Origin of the sequence: Pseudomonas sp. WS 5021, assembly GCF_012985535.1 — a bacterium.
GTDB lineage: Bacteria > Pseudomonadota > Gammaproteobacteria > Pseudomonadales > Pseudomonadaceae > Aquipseudomonas.
Genome location: NZ_JAAQWP010000002.1, coordinates 658984 through 676611, shown reverse-complemented (window position 1 = coordinate 676611; position 17628 = coordinate 658984). Strand labels below are relative to the sequence as shown.

At 61.6% G+C, this 17628-nt stretch carries 14 protein-coding genes; 12 read left to right on the top strand and 2 right to left on the bottom strand.

The features are described from left to right. Positions 1–32 precede the first annotated feature (32 nt). A complete protein-coding gene (locus HBO19_RS09240; protein ID WP_170057349.1) occupies positions 33–2486 on the top strand; it encodes a UvrD-helicase domain-containing protein in 2454 nt (817 codons plus the stop codon). Positions 2487–2532: 46 nt separating this feature from the next. Here HBO19_RS09240 and HBO19_RS09235 read toward each other — a convergent pair whose 3' ends face one another. Further along, a complete protein-coding gene (locus HBO19_RS09235) occupies positions 2533–2805 on the bottom strand; it encodes a DUF1652 domain-containing protein (protein WP_169951551.1) in 273 nt (90 codons plus the stop codon). 257 nt (positions 2806–3062) lie between these two features. On the opposite strand from HBO19_RS09235, the gene HBO19_RS09230 reads away from it, so the two are divergent. From HBO19_RS09230 to HBO19_RS09215, 4 genes are read left to right on the top strand one after another with little or no spacing between them, the layout of a single operon-like run. Next, a complete protein-coding gene (locus HBO19_RS09230; RefSeq protein ID WP_169951553.1) occupies positions 3063–3887 on the top strand; it encodes a helix-turn-helix domain-containing protein in 825 nt (274 codons plus the stop codon). A 49-nt stretch (positions 3888–3936) separates the two neighbouring features. Continuing rightward, positions 3937–5343 (top strand): FAD-binding oxidoreductase, encoded by a 1407-nt coding sequence (locus HBO19_RS09225; RefSeq protein WP_170057348.1) that lies wholly within the window; start codon positions 3937–3939, stop codon positions 5341–5343. 27 nt (positions 5344–5370) lie between these two features. Further along, positions 5371–5712, top strand: coding sequence for a cupin domain-containing protein (locus HBO19_RS09220; RefSeq protein ID WP_169951558.1), 342 nt, complete (start codon positions 5371–5373; stop codon positions 5710–5712). 60 nt (positions 5713–5772) lie between these two features. Beyond that, positions 5773–6852, top strand: a complete 1080-nt coding sequence (locus HBO19_RS09215) for a polyamine ABC transporter substrate-binding protein (protein ID WP_169951560.1) — start codon at positions 5773–5775, stop codon at positions 6850–6852. 294 nt (positions 6853–7146) lie between these two features. Here the strand turns inward: HBO19_RS09215 and HBO19_RS09210 are convergent, their stop codons facing one another. Continuing rightward, positions 7147–7941 (bottom strand): helix-turn-helix transcriptional regulator, encoded by a 795-nt coding sequence (locus tag HBO19_RS09210; RefSeq protein ID WP_169951562.1) that lies wholly within the window; start codon positions 7939–7941, stop codon positions 7147–7149. A 213-nt stretch (positions 7942–8154) separates the two neighbouring features. Between HBO19_RS09210 and HBO19_RS09205 the strand changes: the two genes are divergently transcribed. The 7 genes from HBO19_RS09205 to HBO19_RS09175 all read left to right on the top strand — a co-directional run bounded on the left by HBO19_RS09205 (position 8155) and on the right by HBO19_RS09175 (position 17529). Beyond that, entirely contained in the window at positions 8155–9519 is a 1365-nt protein-coding gene (locus tag HBO19_RS09205; RefSeq protein ID WP_170041433.1) for an APC family permease, read from the top strand. Positions 9520–9528: 9 nt separating this feature from the next. Further along, positions 9529–10626: a P1 family peptidase gene (locus HBO19_RS09200; RefSeq protein ID WP_170041432.1), complete on the top strand. Its 1098-nt coding sequence runs from the start codon at positions 9529–9531 to the stop codon at positions 10624–10626. A 425-nt stretch (positions 10627–11051) separates the two neighbouring features. Further along, positions 11052–12500, top strand: coding sequence for a serralysin family metalloprotease (locus HBO19_RS09195; protein WP_169951568.1), 1449 nt, complete (start codon positions 11052–11054; stop codon positions 12498–12500). A 66-nt stretch (positions 12501–12566) separates the two neighbouring features. Next, on the top strand, positions 12567–12941 hold the full coding sequence (locus HBO19_RS09190; RefSeq protein WP_169951571.1) for an AprI/Inh family metalloprotease inhibitor: 375 nt from the start codon (positions 12567–12569) through the stop codon (positions 12939–12941). A gap of 177 nt (positions 12942–13118) precedes the next feature. Then, entirely contained in the window at positions 13119–14870 is a 1752-nt protein-coding gene (locus HBO19_RS09185) for a type I secretion system permease/ATPase (RefSeq protein WP_170057347.1), read from the top strand. Beyond that, positions 14867–16189 carry an HlyD family type I secretion periplasmic adaptor subunit gene (locus HBO19_RS09180; RefSeq protein WP_170057346.1) on the top strand — a complete coding sequence of 441 codons (1323 nt, stop codon included), beginning with the start codon at positions 14867–14869 and terminating at the stop codon, positions 16187–16189. Before HBO19_RS09185 ends, HBO19_RS09180 begins: the two co-directional genes overlap by 4 nt. Before the next feature lie 2 nt (positions 16190–16191). Next, a complete protein-coding gene (locus HBO19_RS09175; protein WP_169951577.1) occupies positions 16192–17529 on the top strand; it encodes a TolC family outer membrane protein in 1338 nt (445 codons plus the stop codon). Positions 17530–17628: the final 99 nt, after the last annotated feature.

Sequence of the window (17628 nt, the reverse complement as noted above, 5' to 3'; positions counted from 1 at the left end):
CTCTGTCCGCTCAAGCCCCCGCAGGAGTCCGCGTGCCGCAACACACCCCCGATCTGCCCCCCGAACTGCGCCCGCTGGCGCAAATGCCGCTATTCAAGCGCCTGGCTGCCCGGCTGTTTGGCCATGGTTTGACGCGCCTGCGGGCCCAGCATCGTTTTTCGTGGCTGCATGGCCAGGCCGACGGTTTTCGCAGCGGGCATGAGGCGGGCGTGGAGTATGGCTACCAGGAGGGCAGGCGCGATGGCATCGAGGAAGGGCGCCAGGTCCTGTTGATCCGTGATTATCGCAGCGATGAGCATCGCGTCCCGGGTGTCGACGACAGCCTGTTCGACGATTGGCGCCTGCCACTGACCGCGGAGCTGAAAAAACGTATCAAGGCCGATGTGGCCCGCCTGCTACCGGCTCATGCGCAGCCCAGCGCAGCCCAGTGGAAGATGATCTTCAGCGACACCCCGTCCACTTCGGTGATTGCCGGTGCCGGTGCCGGCAAGTCCACGTCGCTGGTCCTGCGGATCCTGCTGCTGACGCATTACCTGGGCTTTGAGCTGAGCTCCATGACCGTGGTGACCTTCACCCGTGAATCGCGCAAGGACTTCATCAACAAGCTCATGCAGATTCTCCAGCTGTGGGGCCAACCCCTTGGTTTGAAAGAAGCCCAGGCTGTGGTGCGCACCTTTCACTCGCGCATCCTGCCCATGGTCCGCAGCCTGCCGGGCTTTGAGCGGTTGCAGGCGTTCGAGAACCTGCACCACGGCACTTACGACGAGGAGGCCGATAGCAACCCCTTCGACCTGCGCATCAACGATGCCCAACGCCAGCAACTCAACGCCTGTTATCACGGGCTCCATGGCCGGCATGCGCGCTTTCGCGAGCTGATGACGCCCATGGCCCGCCACGCCCTGCAGCTCAAGGAGCTGGAGCGCGACCACCCGGATGTACAAAAGCGCGTGGCGGTTACCGAGTTGGCAGCCAAGCGCGACGAAGAGCTGTGCGATGTGATCGAGGACCTGTGGTTGCGCGCCGGCGCATGGCCGATCCAGGGCATCGAGCCAAACCGCCAGAGCGTTGAAATCAATGGTGCGTCGTTCCATTGCCATGGCTACTGCGCCGAACTGGATGCCTGGGTGGTGTTGGGTTTCGACTCCCGGGAAAACCCGCAGATTGCTCGCCCCGGGGCCAAGCTGTCGGTACGCGCGGAATGGGCGGTCAAGCGCACCTTGTTTCAAGCTTTCTGTCGTAAGCCATTGATATGGATAGATAGCTACGAGTCATCCAGGCGCCTGTTGAGCAGCCTGGCCGCAGATACCACCTCGGGGCCGGGGTTTGATTACAAGGTCAAGGGTGAACTGGCTTCGGCGCCGCTGCTGGATTGTTTCGTCACCGCCGCCGGGTTTATCGAAAACCTCGGCCTGGACGTGCCCACGGCTGTGGGCCAGATGAGCTTTGCCAAGGATGACCCGGATCGCGGCTTCTTCGAGGCCCTGGGTATTTTCTGGAAGGCCCTGGAAGATCACCTGCTGGACCAGTCGCCGCCGATCATGACCTATAACCGCATGTTTTCGCTGTTTGGCGAGAACACCCCGGAAAACCTCAAGTTGCTCAACGATGGGCTGTTGCGCCCGCTGTCGCACTTGATGATCGACGAATTCCAGGATGTCTCGCCGCAGATCGTCTCGTGGATCCGCGCCAGCCTGCGCGAAATCCGCAGTCGTGGGCCGGCGATGCATGTGGGGCGCGGTGCCCAGCATTCCTCGCTGCTCTGCGTGGGTGATGACTGGCAGTCGATCTATGGCTGGCGCGGCAGCTCGCCCAAATACTTCATGGAGTTCAACAAGGAGTTCCCGTCACCGGCCACCACTAGGGTGATGCTCGGGGAGAACTTTCGTAGTCACCAGCACATCATCGATGCGGCCGAGCACATCGTTAAAGCCGCACCGGCGATCAGCGGCAAAAAGGCCAAGGCCAGCGGCGTAGATCGGGCATTGGTGCCGGTACAGGTGCTTGATCGCGACGAGGCAGCCTTGGCCCAGCAGTTGTTGGCGCACTATCAGCGTGGCGAATCGGTATTGATGTTGTATCGAAAAAGTAGCGATAAACTATTGATTCAAGAGCATATTCAATCTGTAGTTAATCTTGATTCTAGCTTGCCTCCCGCCATGCGCCGCCTCAAGCAACTGACCTACCACAGCGCCAAGGGCCTACAGGCGGATGCGGTGTTTCTGCTCGGCGATTGCCAGCACCTGACCCGCTCGCCGTACAAGAACCAGGTGTACCGTATGGCCGGCCTGGGCAAGGACGGTGATGCCGAGCCCTATGACAATGCGCAAAAAGACGAGGTGCTGCGCCTGGCCTATGTCGGGATTACCCGGGCGGTGAGCCATTGCTATTGGTATGTCGAAGGGCAGGATGGCCAGGGCACGAATGCGCCGAAGGCGTCGGATCGGGTGGTGGGGAGCAAGGCGTTCTTCGATGACCGCCGCCGTTAGATCCCTGTAGGAGCTGCCTCGCGAAGCGAAGCAGCCCCTACGCAGTTCAAGCCTGCCGCAGTTGCGGGCGCACAAACGAGTCCAGCTCAGCCTCGATTGCCTCGATAATCCGCTCCACATCCGTGGCGTTCATCACCGTGGCGCAAGGAATGCCGGCGATGGCAATCAGGGTTTCGCCACTCTCTCGGTCAAACAATCGCGCGATCATGCTGCCAGGCGCGTCCATGCTGCCTTCAAAGCCAACCGGGTGAAAGTGCCAGCGCATCAACTGGCATGCATTGGGGAACGTCACTTTGTTCATGTTGCCAACCTTGTTCATTGAGCACTTCCTTTAGCTCGCGGCAAGGGCGTCAGGTCCATCAATAGTCCTGACGGTGAAGCTTAAAAAATAGCACTCACTGGCAATAAGTACCGGGGTTTTTTCTGTCCGTTCGGCGCTTCCTTGCGAGAAGTTTGACGTGGGTCATGTCTTACAAATGCTTAGGCAAAAGGCCATTACTTAAAACTGTCACTTGGCCATTGAAGCACCCGGTAAAGTTGTGCAAGCTCCAGGCTTTAGCCGTTTTCGAGTGTTGTATGCCACAGACCGTCCCGGCCGATTGCCCGCAACAGACCCAAGCGACTGCCGACGTGGTATTGCGCCATCACTTGTGCTGGAAGCACCGCGACCTGGACGGGGTAATGGCGCACTATCACCCGGATATCCAGTACCACGACTTCTTCCAGAACCGCGTAGTGTGCTTCGACCAGTTGCGTGAGTACCTGCAAGCCAGCATGCCGCGCGACCCCGACGAGGCGATTGAGCACACCGATCGCATCCGCACCGACGGCGATACCGCATTTATCCAGTATCGCGTGACCTTGCGCGGTGGCCAGGGCCTGGTGTCGTTTCGCACCAGTGAGGCGATCACCGTGCGCGACGGGCTGATCTGGCGCGTCAACGAATACGCGTCCCTGGTGCACGAGCCCGCTACCAGCCGTTCCCAGTCCCAGGCCACACGGCCGACCGTCAGCCGCCTGGGCCTGTCGCCCCAGCAACTGAGCTACCTGGCCAACGATTTGCAGCAGTACTTCCAGCGCCAGCAACCCTATCTCGACCCCGAACTGGACCTGCAACGGGTGGCCAAGGAATGTGGCTACAGCCGCAACCAGATTTCCTACCTGCTCAACCAGGTGCTGGGGCAGAGCTTCTACCGCTACGTCAACCAGGCCCGCCTGCAACATTTACTGGCGGCACTGGATGGCGCCACGCCGCCGATCCGCATCGATGAACTGGCATTTGCCGCCGGTTTCAACTCGTTGTCGGCGTTCTACAGCTGTTTCCGCCAGCACACGGGCCTGTCGCCCAAGGCCTACGTCAAACAAATTTCCCTGCGTGCACGCGCGCAAGACGACGACTGAAGCCAGGCACTAGGATCACGCCATCGACGTTTGGTGGTGGAGTTTCAGTATGCCGGCATGGCGCAAGATCAGTTTATGGATGGACCAGCTGCAAGAGCCGCTGGAGGCGCGTGCGTCCCTCGGGCAGGACCTGGATGTCGATGTGGCCATTATTGGCGCCGGCTACACCGGGTTGTGGACCGCTTATTACCTCAAGCGCCATGCACCGCAGCTCAAGGTGGTGATCGTCGAGGCACAGACCGCGGGCTTCGGAGCCTCCGGGCGCAACGGCGGTTGGCTGATGGGCAACCTCCTGGGCGAAGACCGCTTGCTGGCGGGGTTGCCTGCCGAGCAGCGCCGGGCCTCGTTTGATCTGCTGCACGGCGTCCCCGATGAAGTCGGGCAGGTGTTGCAGCGCGAAGGCATCGACTGCGACTACCGCAAGGGCGGGGCCCTGCACTGCGCCGCCCGTTACCCCGAGCAGGAAGCCAGCCTGCGCGAATACCTGGCCAAGCTCCATGGCCAAGGCCTGACCGACGATGACTACCGCTGGCTCAGCCCCGAGCAACTGGCCGGGCAGATCCGCATTGCCTCGGCCTATGGCGCGGTCTACACGCCCCATGTGGCGACGATCCACCCAGCCAAGCTGGTGCGCGGGTTGGCGCGGGTGGTCGAGGCCATGGGCGTGGCGATCTACGAAAACAGCCCGGTCACCCATTGGCAGTCCGGCAGCCTGCGCACCGACAAAGCCCAGGTCCGAGCCTCGTGGGTGGTGCCGGCGGTAGAAGGCTATGCGCCGACGCTCAAGCCCCTGGGGCGCTATCAACTGCCGGTGCAGAGCCTGATCGTTGCGACCGAACCGCTGCCGGCCAGTACTTGGGAAGAAATCGGCCTGAACCAGGGCCAGGCCTTTGGTGAAAGCAGCCGCCAGGTCACTTACGGCCAGCGCACCGCCGATAACCGCTTGGTATTCGGTGCCCGCGGCGGCTATCAGTTTGCCGGCAAGCTGCGCCACAACTTCGACCTCACCGACAGCGAAGTGGAACTGCGCCGCTACCTGTTCTGCGAGCTGTTTCCGCAACTCAAGCACGTGCGCGTGACCCACTCCTGGGGCGGCAACCTCGGTATGTCGCGGCGCTTTCGGCCGCACATGCTGTGCGACCAGCAGAGCGGCATCGCCTTGTCCGGCGGGTATGGCGGGGAGGGCGTGGGCGCCAGCAACCTGGGCGGGCGGACCCTGGCCGACCTGATCCTGGGGCGTGACACGCCGCTGGTCCGGCAGCCGTGGGTGCTGCGTGATGGCGGCCTGACGGCGCTCAAGGGCTGGGAGCCGGAGCCATGCCGCTGGCTGGGCTACAACGCCATCATCCGCAGCTTTGTCCATGAGGACCAGACCCTCGCCGACCCGAACACCGCACCCTGGCGGCGCAAGCTGGCCAGCGGGATGGCCGGCTTCATGGAAGGTTTCATGCACTAAGTCGCTTCATTCACCACAGGTATGACCATGAGCATTACCCAGTTCAAAGACACACTAAACCGCCACCTGCCGGACTCAAGTCCGGTCGCCGTGCCCCTGGGCACCCCGGTCGCCGTGGCCTCCACCCTCAGTGTGGAACGCAATGATGGCGTCGAAACCGGCATCTGGGAATGCACCCCGGGCCGCTGGCGGCGCCAGATCGTGGCGCAGGAGTTCTGCCACTTCATCCAGGGCCGCTGCACGTTCACCCCCGATGACGGCGAAACCCTGCATATCGAAGCCGGCGATGCACTGATGTTGCCGGCCAACAGCACGGGGATCTGGGATATCCAGGAGACCGTGCGCAAGACCTATGTGTTGATCCTCTAATCTTTTGATCCTTGATCGCCTGCCATAAAAACAGCCCTATAACCGCCAGGAAATCGAACCATGAGACCCATTGCCCTGTTGCCCTTGATGTTAGTGGCCTCCCTGACCCAGGCCGCCGAAACGGTGAAAATCTACAACTGGTCGAGCTACATCGCGCCGGACACCACCAAGAACTTCCAGAAGGAAACCGGGATCGGTTTCAGCTATGACGTGTACGACAGCAACGAGACCCTGGACGGCAAGTTGATGACCGGCAACTCGGGCTATGACGTGGTGTTCCCGTCCAACCACTTCATGGCCCGGCAGATCCAGGGCGGGGCCCTGAAAAAGCTCGACAAGAGCCAGTTGCCGAACTGGAAAAACCTCAACCCGGTGCTGCTCAAGGCCCTGCAAACCAACGACCCGGGCAATGAGCATGGCTTCCCGTACCTGTGGGGCAGCACTGGCATCGGCTACAACATCGACAAGGTCAAGGCAGTGTTGGGCGAGGATGCGCCGGTCGACTCCTGGGACTTGATCTTCAAGCCCCAATACATGGAAAAACTCAGCAAATGCGGGGTGGCGATCCTCGACAACGGCCCGGAACTGCTGCCGATCGCCCTGAACTACCTGGGCTTGCCTCATCACAGCAAGAACCCCGAGGACTATAAAAAAGCCGAGGCGCTGCTGATCAAGGTGCGGCCGTACATTGCCTACTTCCACTCCTCGAAATACACCGGCGACCTGGCCAACGGCGACATCTGCGTGGCGGTTGGCTTCTCGGGTGACGTGCTGCAGGCCGAAAGCCGCGCCAAGGAAGCCAAGAATGGCGTGAAGATTGGCTACAACATTCCCAAGGAAGGCGCTGCGATCTGGTTCGATATGGTCGCCATGCCCGCCGACGCCCCGGATGAAAAGGCCGGCTATGCCTTCATGAACTACCTGCTGCGCCCGGACGTGATGGCCGACATCACCAACTTCGTGCACTACGCCAACGGCAACAGCGCCGCCGACAGCCTGGTAGACCCGGTGATCAAGAGCGACACCAAGGTGTACCCGAGCGAAGAAATGATGGGCAAGTTATTCGCCCTTGAAGCCATGCCGATGAAGATCGACCGCATTCGGACGCGGATCTGGAACACCATCCGTACCGGGCGTTAGATACCTGTGACTGATCTGCCGCCATCGCGGGCAAGCCCGCTCCTACACGAGATCTCGGTTGGGCACAGGACTTTGCACACCACACACCAACTGTAGGAGCTGGCTTGCCAGCGATGGCGGTAGGCCAGTCAACACATCCTTACATGATCTACCGCCATCGCGGGCAAGCCCGCTCCTACAGGGGATCTCGGTTGGGCACAGGACTTTGCACACATCACACACCAACTGTGGGAGCTGGCTTGTCGGGTCGCCGCATCGCTGCGATAGCGGTGGACCAGTCGATACATGGCCTCCCTATGGGTTATCCAGGTCATGCCCCAACGACTGGATAAACAACGAAAACAGCTCCGGCTGCGACGAGATATCCAGCTTGGCGTAGAGGTGCCGGCGATGCACCTTGACCGTGTCCGGCGAGATGCTCAGGCGTTCGGCCATGGCCTTGGACGAGAACCCGCGCAATACCAGGCGGGCGATTTCCAGTTCGCGCTCGGACAACACCCCACTGCCAAAATGGCTCAACGCATCGCGGATCTGGCTGGCCATGGCCGCGCCGGCCGGTGCGCGCTGGGTGCTCTGCTGCCAATGTTGCTGCATCAAGGGCAGCACCCACGCCGCCAGCAGTGTCAGTAGCCCGGTTTCCGTGGCGGTAAACACGCGCTGCATCCCCAACGACAACGACAAGGTGCCCACCCCGGGCAGTTGCAGGATGAATTGCACCTCATCCTCCAGCACGTTGTCGTGAAAGTAATTGAGGAAGTACTCACTCTGGCGGAAATGGTCCGGTGCCACCTCTTCGAGGCGATACACGCCACTGGCGTAACCTTCGCGGCAGGCCTGGAAGAACGGGTCGAGCAAGTACAAGCCATTGAGGTACACCAGCATCGACGCCGGCTTGCTGGTGGGCTGCGCGTCGTATTCCTCCAGCGCCTGGGGCGGCCCATCCATCGGGTAGAAGATCGCCAGGGCGTTATCGAAGGCCAGGTTCTGGTGCAGCAGCAACACCAGTTGCTTCCAGAAACGCTCGGTGCCAATTTGCGACACGGTGCGACCCAGGCCCGCATGCATGCCGATTTCCCTGAACAGGCTCATGTGATGGGTTCCGATGGCTGAAAGATCGGCCAAGGGTTCGGCTTTTGCACGAGCCCGTCAAGGGGAGTACTCCAATAGGGGAATTGGCGGGCGCCGGCACAGCGCCTAGATTCCCTGGCATTCAGCGGGAAACATATCCCGCACCCGCTTTCCCTTTTTCGTTTCTGCCTCAACCAGCTTTCCAATAAAAAGAATAACCATGAGGATAACGACATGAGCGCAACCCCCGCACCCGATGGCGTGCTGAAACCTACCTTGAGTGTGTTCGATGTGGTGGCCATTACCGTTTCGGCGGTAACTCCGGCCAGTTCCGTATTTGTGATTGCACCGTTTGCGATCCAGCAAGCCGGCAGCGGGGTGTTCCTGGCGTTTGTGATGGCTGGGCTGCTGGCGCTGATGTTCGCCTTTTGCTACGCGGAGCTTGGGCGCGCCCATAACAGTGCCGGTGGCGAGTATGTGTATGCCAAGCGCGTGTTCGGCGGCATGGCCGGCTACGCGACCTTCCTGACAGTGCTGGTGATGCTGTTGTTTATCCCGCCGGTGCTGGCCACCGGCGCGGCGACCTACCTCAACAACGCCCTGGGCACGACATTCGATTCACAAACCGTGGCCCTGGTGATTGTGGTGTGCAGTTACGCCCTGGGCATTCTCAATATCAAGCTCAACGCCTGGATCACCGGCACCTGCCTGCTGCTGGAAGTAGCGGCGTTGCTGGTGATCGTATTTATTGGCTTCGGCAACCCGGTGCAGCCGGCCAGTGTGCTGTTCCAACCGCAGATCGTCGAAAACGGCGTGCTGCACCTGGCGCCCTGGGCGCTGGTGATCGGCGCGGTGGGCATCGGCCTGTTCTCGTTCAACGGCTACGGCCCGGCGGTGCTGCTGGCCGAAGACATGAAATGCGGCGGCAAGGGCGTGCACAAGGCGGTCCTGTGGTCCCTGGGCCTGGTGGTGGTGATCGAGTTGGTGCCGATCACCGCGCTGTTGATCGGCGCGCCCTCCCTGAGCGAGATGATCAGCAGCCCGGACCCGATCGGCTACCTGCTGACCAGCCATGGCAATGAAACCCTGTCACGCCTGGTCAGCGCCGGGATCTTCCTCTCGGTGTTCAACGCCATCGTCGCCATCGTGATTCAGATCGGCCGGGTGGTGTTCAGCAGTGGTCGCGATGCGCTGTGGACGCCGACCATCAACAAATTGTTCACCCGCATCCACCCGCGCTGGGATTCGCCATGGCTGGCCACGCTGTTCCTGGCGATACCTTCGGCACTGCTCAGCTTCAGCTCCAACCTGGCAGACCTGACGTCCTTCAGTGTGTTGTTGATCATGCTGGTGTACCTGATCGTGGCCCTGAGCGCGCTGATGAGCCGGGTGCTGTTGCGCGACCGCGAGCACCCGTACCGCATGCCCCTGTGGCCGGTGCCGGCGTTGCTGGCCGTGGCGGGCGCGGGTTATCTGTTGTTTACCTTGTTTATCGCGGCCTCCATGCGCGACATCATGATTATCATTGGCCTGCTGGCAATGTCGGTGATCCTCTATTGCATCAGCGGCCGGTCGAGTCCGGCGTTTCAGAAACTGTAAGGAGTGGTTATGCGCGCACGTCAATTGGGCATTACGTTGGGGTTGGGCACGCCCGGCGAATTGAATGCGATTACCGACGTCCCCGGGGTTCGGGTCGGCCACAGCACGCTCAAGGAGCAGATCGACGGCAAGCAGGTGCGCACCGGGGTCACATTGATCCAGCCGCGGGCCGGTGCGGCGCGGCTACAACCGTGTTTTGCCGGGTACCACGTGCTCAATGGCAACGGCGACGCCACGGGCCTTGAGTGGATCGGCGAAGCCGGGCTGCTGACGACGCCCCTGGCGATCACCAACACCCACAGTATCGGCATTGTGCGCGACACCCTGATTGCCCTGGAGCGCGATAGCCTGGCGGACCCGGCGGTGTACTGGTGCATGCCGGTGGTGATGGAGACCTACGACGGCCTGCTCAACGATATCTGGGGCCAGCACATCGGCCCCGAACATGTGCTGCAAGCCATGGCGAGCGCGGAGTCCGGCCCGGTGCAAGAGGGCGCCGTGGGCGGCGGCACCGGGATGATCTGCCATGAGTTCAAGGGCGGCATCGGCAGCGCCTCGCGCAAGCTGGCGGTGGAGCAGGGCGGCTGGACCGTTGGCGTGCTGGTGCAGGCCAACCACGGCAAGCGCCAGGAGCTGCGGGTGGATGGCTATCCGGTGGGGCGCCACCTGATGGACATTGCCTCGCCGTTTGCCGACCGGGGCACCCCGGGCATGGGCTCGATCGTGGTAATTATCGCCACCGATGCACCGTTGCTGCCGCACCAGTGCCAGCGCCTGGCGCAACGCGCATCCATCGGCATTGCCCGCACCGGCGGCGGCACCGAGGACTCCAGTGGCGATCTGTTCCTGGCGTTTGCCACTGGCAATCACCACCTGCCGCCGGCAGATTACGGGCGCAAGGACTTGCCCCTGAGCACAACCTTGAGCATGGTCAATAACGATCATATTTCGCCCTTGTTCAGCGCCGCGGCCGAGGCGGTGGAAGAGGCGATCATCAACGCGATCCTCGCCGGGGAAGACATGACCACCGCCGATGGCGTGCTGGTGCCGGGGCTGGATGGGCAGACGCTGCTGGAGGCACTGCGCCAGACGGGCTGGCGTGGGTAAGCCTGAGGCCGCTATCACTTTGTAGGTGCCGGCTTGCCGGCGCTGGCTATCAATAATAAAACAGTGGCTATTTAATATTTGCGAATGACACGGTGGCACTTTTAAAGTGCCGCCCAATCAATATATTGGATCCATTACGCAATAAGTGTGACCCGTCTGGCATTTAATTATTTAGCACTATTTAATATTTAAATAGCCGATTCTCCGTCACTCGCCCCAAAACAAAGAATATAAACACTTAATTCCCAATGTTTGCAGCCGTTATTCCGTCCATGAACTTTTCCAACAAAAAAATCACTGGACGTGTGATTTCGAATTGTGTCAGTTTTCTTTCGCCTTCATAAGAGGCGAGTGATAGGACGATCTCGCCCGAGAGCGTCATATCGGACAAAAACTGTTCCACTTGCAAACAAGGAAGTACGTTTATGTCGAAAGTAAAAGACAAAGCTATTGTCTCGGCAGCTCAAGCAAGTAGTGCCTATTCACAAATCGATAGCTTTAGCCATTTGTATGACCGTGGCGGCAACCTCACGGTCAATGGCAAACCTTCGTTCTCTGTCGACCAGGCAGCCGACCATTTGCTGCGCGAAAACGCGGCATACCGGGACGTTGACGGCAACGGCAGGATCGATCTGACCTACACCTTCCTGACCCAGGCTTCCTCGGCGACCATGAACAAGCATGGTATCTCCGGGTTCAGCCAGTTCAGCAACCTGCAAAAAGGCCAGGCCGTACTGGCCATGCAATCCTGGGCCGATGTGGCCAATGTCACCTTCACCGAGAAAGCCTCGGGCGGCGACTTCCACATGACCTTCGGCAACTACAGCGCAGGCCAGGACGGCGCCGCGGCCTTTGCCTACCTGCCCGGCACCAATGAGAAGTACCACACGAGCGGCACGGATGGCACCTCGTGGTACCTGATCAACAACAGCTACACCGCCAACATCAACCCTGGCCTGAACAACTACGGGCGCCAGACCCTGACCCACGAGATCGGCCATACCCTGGGCCTGGATCACCCTGGCGACTACAACGCCGGGACCGGCAACCCGTCCTACAAGGACGCGGACTACGGCCAGGACACCCGTGGCTACAGCGTCATGAGCTACTGGGGTGAAAACAACACCAACCAGAACTTCACCAAAGGCGGGGTCGAGGCTTATGCGTCCGGCCCACTGATCGACGATATCGCGGCGATCCAGAAGCTCTACGGCGCCAACTTCAACACCCGTGCCGGTGACACCACCTACGGCTTCAACTCCAACACCGGGCGCGATCACCTCAGCGCCACGTCCAATGCCGACAAGCTGGTGTTCTCGGTGTGGGACGGCGGTGGCAACGACACCCTGGACTTCTCCGGCTTTACCCAGAACCAGAAAATCAACCTCAACGAGACTTCGTTCTCCGACGTGGGCGGCCTGGTGGGTAACGTGTCGATCGCCCAGGGCGTGACCGTGGAAAACGCCTTCGGTGGCTCGGGCAACGACCTGCTGATCGGCAACGCAGTGGCCAACACCCTCAAGGGTGGTGCCGGCAATGACCTGATCTACGGCGGTGGCGGTGCCGACAAACTGTGGGGCGGCGCGGGTTCGGACACCTTTGTGTTCGGTGCCAGCTCTGACTCCCGGCCAGGTGCGGCGGACCAGATCCTCGACTTCACCTCAGGTTCGGACAAGATCGACCTGACCGGCATCACCAAGGGCAGCGGCCTGCATTTCGTCAACGCCTTTACCGGCGCTGCCGGCGATGCCGTGCTGACCTACGCCTCGGGTACCAACCTGGGCACGTTGGCGGTGGACTTCTCCGGGCACGGCGTGGCGGATTTCCTCGTCACCACCGTGGGCCAGGCGGCCTATAGCGACATCGTGGCTTGATCAAGGCGTAACGAAGGGCGGTGCCCCGGCGCCGCTCTTTCCTTGCAACAGCCCCGTAAACGGGTAATGGTGATGACTATTTTTCGCAATGCAATCGCCTGGGTGATCCCGGCATTGCTCGTGTCGGCAGGAGCCAACGCAATGGCAAGCAGTCTTGTTTTACCCAGCACCGCGCAACTGGCTGGGCACTGGCAACTACACCAGCAGGAGCAGGTGTGCGAGCTGGATCTGATCGCCCAGCCCAATAGCCTGGCGGGTGATATTGAGTGTGCGCAACAGTGGCTGGGGCAAAAACCCCTGACGTGGCTGCCCACCCCGGATGGCATCTGGCTAATGAATGCCGAGGGCACCGGTATTACTCATTTGAATCGGCAGAAAGAAGGCGAATATACCGCGCGTTCTGCTTCTGGATTAGAGCTGTTACTGCAGCGCACACAATAATTAACTATTACGGTTATATGCTTATAACTACCAGGTATAGAGCTGTTTGTTGGTCGTGACCTATATCCACCTGTCACTTCCAGCGCATTAAACACTATTGAAATAGTTGCCCGCCCCATCCATTGGGGCGCCCGGCAGACTATCGCGCGTATTTCAGCCCAGGGAAGATCAGGCAACATGGCGAAGACCACTCCCACTGCACCACTGTTTAAAGCCCTCGGCGATTATAAAAGTATCCTGATCAGCGTCGGTTGCTTCACCGCGCTGATCAATCTGTTGATGCTGGTGCCGTCCATTTACATGCTGCAAGTGTATGACCGGGTCCTGTCATCGCAGAACGAAACCACCTTGGTGATGTTGACCCTGATGGTCGTAGGTTTCTTTGCTTTTATCGGCACCCTGGAAGTGGTGCGCAGCTTTATCGTGATCCGCATCGGCAGCCAGTTGGAGCGGCGCTTCAACTTGCAGGTATACAAGGCCGCCTTCGAGCGCAACCTGCAACGGGGCGAAGGCCACGCTGGGCAATCGCTCGGGGATTTGACCCATATCCGCCAGTTCCTCACCGGGCCGGCGTTGTTTGCGTTCTTCGATGCGCCGTGGTTCCCGATCTATTTGCTGGTGATCTTTCTGTTCAACGTGTGGCTGGGGGTGTTGGCCACGGCCGGCGCCGTGCTGTTGATCGCCCTGGCATGCCTGAACGAATACCTGACCAAAAAACCCTTGCGCGAAGCCAGCGGCTACTCGCAGCAGTCCACCCAATTGGCCACCAGCCACTTGCACAACGCCGAGACCATCCAGGCCATGGGCATGCTGGGGGCGCTGCGCAGTCGCTGGTTCCAGGTGCATTCGCGGTTTCTCGGCTTGCAGAACCAGGCCAGCGATACCGGCTCGGTGATCAGCTCCCTGAGCAAATCCCTGCGCCTGCTCCTGCAATCCCTCGTGCTGGGCTTGGGCGCCTTGCTGGTGATCAAGGGCCAGATGACCGCCGGGATGATGATTGCCGGCACTATCCTGATGGGCCGGGTGTTGAGCCCGATCGACCAGTTGATCGCGGTGTGGAAGCAATGGAGTTCGGCCAAGCTGGCCTATCAACGCCTCGATGAGCTGTTGCAGGAGTTCCCGCCCGGGGCGCAGGCCATGGCGTTGCCGGCGCCCAAGGGCCAAGTGAGTTTCGAGCAGGTCACTGCCGGGCCGCCGGGGCGGCGGGTGGCGACGTTGCATCAGGTCAGCTTCAACCTCGCGGCCGGTGAAGTGCTGGGGGTGTTGGGGGCCTCCGGGTCCGGCAAGTCGACGTTGGCGCGAGTACTGGTGGGCGTGTGGCCGACCCTGGCGGGCACGGTGCGCCTGGACGGCGCCGATATCCATCGCTGGGACCGCGACGACCTCGGGCCCCATGTCGGCTACCTGCCCCAGGACATCGAGCTGTTCAGCGGCAGCATCGCCGACAACATCGCGCGCTTTCGCCAGGCTGACCCCGAGTGGGTGGTGCAAGCCGCGCAGCAAGCCGGGGTGCATGACCTGATCCTGCGTTTGCCCCAGGGCTACGACACGGTGTTGGGCGACGACGGCAGCGGCCTGTCCGGTGGGCAGAAACAACGGGTGGCCCTGGCCCGCGCACTGTATGGCGGGCCGCGCCTGATCGTGCTCGACGAACCCAACTCCAACCTCGACACCGTGGGCGAGGCCGCCCTGGCCAGCGCCATCATGCAGATGAAAGCCCAGGGCAGCAGCGTGATCCTGGTGACCCACCGCTCCTCGGCCCTGGCCCAGGCCGACAAGCTGTTGGTACTCAACGAAGGCCGCCTGCAAGCGTTTGGCCCCAGCCAGGAGGTGCTGCGGGCGCTGTCCGGGCAAGCGGAGCCACCCCGTGAAAAGGCCGGCGTCAGCTTGAACCGTCAATATCCTGCGGCAAGGAATCCAGGCCAATGAATACCGATAACAGCCTGCCACTCGAGCAGACCTTTCCCGAGCGCGATGCGCGCTTTTTCTCCCGCCTGGGCTGGGTGATGACGGTGGTTGGCGCCGGCGGATTCTTCCTCTGGGCCAGCCTCGCGCCGCTGGACCAGGGGATCCCGGTGCAGGGCACGGTGGTGGTGTCCGGCAAGCGCAAGGCCGTGCAAACCCTGAGCCCCGGCGTGGTCAGCCGGATCCTGGTGCGCGAAGGCGAGGTGGTCAAACAGGGCCAGCCGTTGTTTCGCCTCGACCCGACCCAAAGCCAGGCCGACGTGCATTCCCTGCAAGCCCAATACCGCATGGCCTGGGCCAGCGTCGCCCGTTGGCAGAGCGAGCGCGACAGCTTGCCGGCGGTGGCCTTTCCGGCTGAACTGAGTAGCGCCCCCGATCCTGCGCTGGCGTTGGTGCTCGAAGGCCAGCGCCAGCTGTTCAGCAGCCGGCGCGACGCCTTTGCCCGCGAGCAATCCGGGATTCGCGCCAATATCGAAGGCGCCAGCGCCCAGCTCAACGGCATGCGCCGCGCCCGCACCGACCTCAGCGCCCAGGCGCAATCTCTGCGTGATCAACTGGCCAACCTGCAACCCCTGGCCGACAACGGCTATATCCCGCGCAACCGCCTGCTGGAGTACCAGCGCCAACTGTCCCAGGTGCAGCAGGACCTGGCGCAGAACAGCGGCGAAAGCGGGCGCCTGGAGCAGGGCATCCTCGAATCGCGCCTCAAGTTGCAACAGCACAGCGAGGAGTACCAGAAGGAGGTCCGCAGCCAGTTGGCCGACGCGCAACTGCGCAGCCTGACCCTGGAGCAGCAACTGACCTCTGCTGGCTTTGACCTGCAACACAGTGAAATCAACGCGCCGGCCGATGGCATTGCGGTCAACCTCGGCGTGCATACCATCGGTGCGGTGGTGCGGGCCGGGGAGACCCTGCTGGAAATCGTGCCCCAGGACACGCGCCTGGAAGTGGAAGGGCGCCTGCCGGTGAACCTGGTGGACAAGGTCGGCAGCCATCTGCCGGTCGATATCCTGTTCACCGCCTTCAACCAGAGCCGTACACCCCGGGTGCCGGGGGAGGTGAGCCTGATCTCCGCCGACCAGTTGCTCGACGAAAAAACCGGTGCGCCGTATTACGTGCTGCGCACCACGGTCAGCGATGTCGCCCTGGAAAAACTCCAGGGCCTGGTGATCAAGCCCGGCATGCCCGCCGAGATGTTTGTGCGCACCGGCGAGCGCTCGCTGCTCAACTACCTGTTCAAGCCGCTGCTCGACCGTGCCGGCTCGGCGTTGACCGAGGAATGAGCATGAAACCAGTGTTCATCGCCTTGCTAATGGCGTGCAGCAGCGCCCAGGCCGCCATGGGCCCGTTCGATGTGTATGAACAGGCGCTGCGCAACGATCCGGTGTTCCTCGGTGCAATCAAGGAGCGTGACGCCGGCCTGGAAAACCGCACCATCGGCCGCGCTGGCCTGTTGCCAAGGCTGTCGTACAACTACAACAAGGGCCGCAACAACTCCCAGGCCAACCTGCCTGATGGCCGTGGTGGCCACTATCACGACGACCGTAACTACAACAGTTTCGGCTCGACCTTTACCCTGCAACAGCCGCTGTTCGACTACGAAGCCTATGCCAACTACCGCAAGGGCGTGGCCCAGGCGCTGTTTGCCGACGAGAGTTTTCGCGACAAGAGCCAGGCGCTGTTGGTGCGGGTGCTGACCTATTACACCCAGGCACTGTTCGCCCAGGACCAGATCGACATCGCCCGGGCCAAAAAGAAGGCCTACGAGCAACAGTTCCAGCAGAACCAGCACCTGTTCCAGCAAGGCGAGGGCACGCGTACCGATATTCTGGAGGCCGAGTCCCGTTACGAACTGGCCACCGCCGAAGAAATCCAGGCGCTCGACGAGCAGGATGCGTCACTGCGCGAACTGGGGGCGCTGCTCGGCGTACAGAGCGTCGATATTGCCGACCTGGCGCCTCTGAACCACGACTTTGCTGCCTTCACCCTGGCCCCGGCCAACTACGACAGCTGGCACGAACTGGCGCTGACCAACAACCCGACCCTGGCCTCCCAGCGCCAGGCCGTGGAGGTGGCGCGCTATGAGGTGGAACGCAACCGCGCCGGGCACTTGCCGCGCATCACCGCGTACGCCAGTTCGCGCCAGCAGGAGTCCGACAGCGGCAACACCTACAACCAGCGCTACGACACCAACACCATCGGCATTGAAGTCAGCGTGCCGTTGTATGCCGGTGGCGGCGTCGCGGCGTCCACCCGCCAGGCCAGCCGCTCCATGGAGCAGGCCGAATATGAGCTGGAGGGCAAGACCCGCGAGACCCTGATCGAGCTGCGGCGCCAGTTCAGCGCCTGCCTGTCGGGGGTGAGCAAACTGCGTGCCTATCAAAAGGCCCTGGCCTCTGCCGAAGCGCTGGTGGTGTCGACCAAGCAAAGCATTCTGGGTGGCGAGCGGGTCAACCTCGATGCCCTCAACGCCGAACAGCAGCTGTACAGCACCCGTCGCGACCTGGCCCAGGCCCGTTACGACTATTTGATGGCCTGGACCAAATTGCACTACTACGCGGGCAACCTGCGCGATACCGACCTGGCCAAGGTCGACGAAGCCTTTGGCCCGGCCCAACGCTGACCCTGTAGGAGCCGGCTTGCCGGCGATAAGGCCGTTGAGCCCGCCATCGCCGGCACGCCCGCTCCTACAGGCTGATAAACACAATAAAAAGAGGAAGTC

What these genes read in the sequence shown, in the direction of transcription:
- HBO19_RS09235 (WP_169951551.1), bottom strand. Translation starts at nt 2,805, where the DNA reads ATGAACAAGGTTGGCAACATGAACAAAGTGACGTTCCCCAATGCATGC.
- HBO19_RS09190 (WP_169951571.1), top strand. Translation starts at nt 12,567, where the DNA reads ATGGTGATGACTATTTTTCGCAATGCAATCGCCTGGGTGATCCCGGCA.
- HBO19_RS09210 (WP_169951562.1), bottom strand. Translation starts at nt 7,941, where the DNA reads ATGAGCCTGTTCAGGGAAATCGGCATGCATGCGGGCCTGGGTCGCACC.
- HBO19_RS09180 (WP_170057346.1), top strand. Translation starts at nt 14,867, where the DNA reads ATGAATACCGATAACAGCCTGCCACTCGAGCAGACCTTTCCCGAGCGC.
- HBO19_RS09225 (WP_170057348.1), top strand. Translation starts at nt 3,937, where the DNA reads ATGCCGGCATGGCGCAAGATCAGTTTATGGATGGACCAGCTGCAAGAG.
- HBO19_RS09230 (WP_169951553.1), top strand. Translation starts at nt 3,063, where the DNA reads ATGCCACAGACCGTCCCGGCCGATTGCCCGCAACAGACCCAAGCGACT.
- HBO19_RS09175 (WP_169951577.1), top strand. Translation starts at nt 16,192, where the DNA reads ATGAAACCAGTGTTCATCGCCTTGCTAATGGCGTGCAGCAGCGCCCAG.
- HBO19_RS09185 (WP_170057347.1), top strand. Translation starts at nt 13,119, where the DNA reads ATGGCGAAGACCACTCCCACTGCACCACTGTTTAAAGCCCTCGGCGAT.
- HBO19_RS09220 (WP_169951558.1), top strand. Translation starts at nt 5,371, where the DNA reads ATGAGCATTACCCAGTTCAAAGACACACTAAACCGCCACCTGCCGGAC.
- HBO19_RS09205 (WP_170041433.1), top strand. Translation starts at nt 8,155, where the DNA reads ATGAGCGCAACCCCCGCACCCGATGGCGTGCTGAAACCTACCTTGAGT.
- HBO19_RS09200 (WP_170041432.1), top strand. Translation starts at nt 9,529, where the DNA reads ATGCGCGCACGTCAATTGGGCATTACGTTGGGGTTGGGCACGCCCGGC.
- HBO19_RS09195 (WP_169951568.1), top strand. Translation starts at nt 11,052, where the DNA reads ATGTCGAAAGTAAAAGACAAAGCTATTGTCTCGGCAGCTCAAGCAAGT.
- HBO19_RS09215 (WP_169951560.1), top strand. Translation starts at nt 5,773, where the DNA reads ATGAGACCCATTGCCCTGTTGCCCTTGATGTTAGTGGCCTCCCTGACC.